At 46.8% G+C, this 1,125-nt stretch carries 1 protein-coding gene; it reads left to right on the top strand.

Annotated features, from left to right (window positions below; genetic code table 11):
- The first annotated feature begins 283 nt into the window (after positions 1-283).
- Complete coding sequence (locus BLX24_RS30595; protein ID WP_071506921.1) at positions 284-919, top strand: pyridoxamine 5'-phosphate oxidase family protein; 636 nt, start codon at positions 284-286, stop codon at positions 917-919.
- The last annotated feature ends 206 nt before the right edge of the window (positions 920-1,125 follow it).

Raw genomic sequence — 1,125 nt, 5'->3', positions numbered from 1 at the left:
GAAACCCCCTTTGTTAATGAAGAATGTGGGGATACCATGTGGGATGAAGAAACCCTTAATCAGCTCACGCGGGTCATTACTATCCAGCCAAACGAAGATAAAGGTTCGGGATTAGATACGGATCAACCTGTGAAAAACGCTGTAAAAGAGGACGATACCGCGGCTATTGATTAAGTTAGTAAGGACTACGACGTATTTAAGGCGTTTATAAACCGGGTTTATTCATCAGGATGAAGGCAGCAGATCAGAACCGGAAGCCTTCATCTGTATCCAACTTTGAAAAATGGCACCAAACTATGCAACACTAGCCTTCACCGACGTAATTAAAACGTTACAGGAACGGTATGGCAGTCGGCAGACCTATGCCAGACTTGAGCAAAAAAAAGGGGTCAAGGAGTTAAGCGACCGGGAAATCAGGTTTATTGAAGCTCGTGATAACTTATATCTGGCTAGTATCGGCGAAAACGGCTTTCCCTATATTCAGCATCGGGGCGGTCCTAAAGGGTTTCTTCATGTTATCGATGCGAAGACACTGGGCTTTGTGGATTATCAGGGCAATAAGCAGTACATTTCGGCAGGCAATATAATGACCCGCCCGGAGGTATCGCTTATTTTAATGGATTATGCGCGCCGAAGCCGTTTGAAACTGTATGCCAGGGCCGAGGTCATTGAGCTGGAGGATCATGCTGATCTGCTGGCGCAACTTGCCCCGACGGATTATCCGCATACACCCGAACGGATGCTCCTGTTACATGTTGAAGCCTATGACTGGAACTGCCCTCAACACATTCACCCCAGGTATACGGCTGAAGAAATCAACGATGCCATAGTGCCTTTAAAAGCGTATATCGCTGAGTTAGAAGCTAAAGTGGCTGAACTAAGCAAAGAGAAATCACAAGAAGGAGAGCCATCGGGGTAGACCTCTGAATGGCCTGAGCCCCTGACTGCTGAGACGAGCCGGTTTTGCTGTTTACTTTTCGAACAGCCATGCGCCAATTGGTTACGCAAACCCATTCGCATGGAAAGCCGTGATTGTAACGACTGTTAATTGAAGGATTGGCGGAAAGCAAGGGGAGACACGTTAGTCCTGGCTTTAAAAAATTTACTGAACGATTGCGGATGTTC

Source organism: Arsenicibacter rosenii (genome assembly GCF_001870735.1).
GTDB classification, from domain to species: Bacteria; Bacteroidota; Bacteroidia; order Cytophagales; family Spirosomataceae; genus Arsenicibacter; species Arsenicibacter rosenii.
Note: the sequence above shows the minus strand (reverse complement) of the source record. Positions and strands in the feature narration are given on the sequence as shown.

What these genes read in the sequence shown, in the direction of transcription:
- BLX24_RS30595 (WP_071506921.1), top strand. Translation starts at nt 284, where the DNA reads ATGGCACCAAACTATGCAACACTAGCCTTCACCGACGTAATTAAAACG.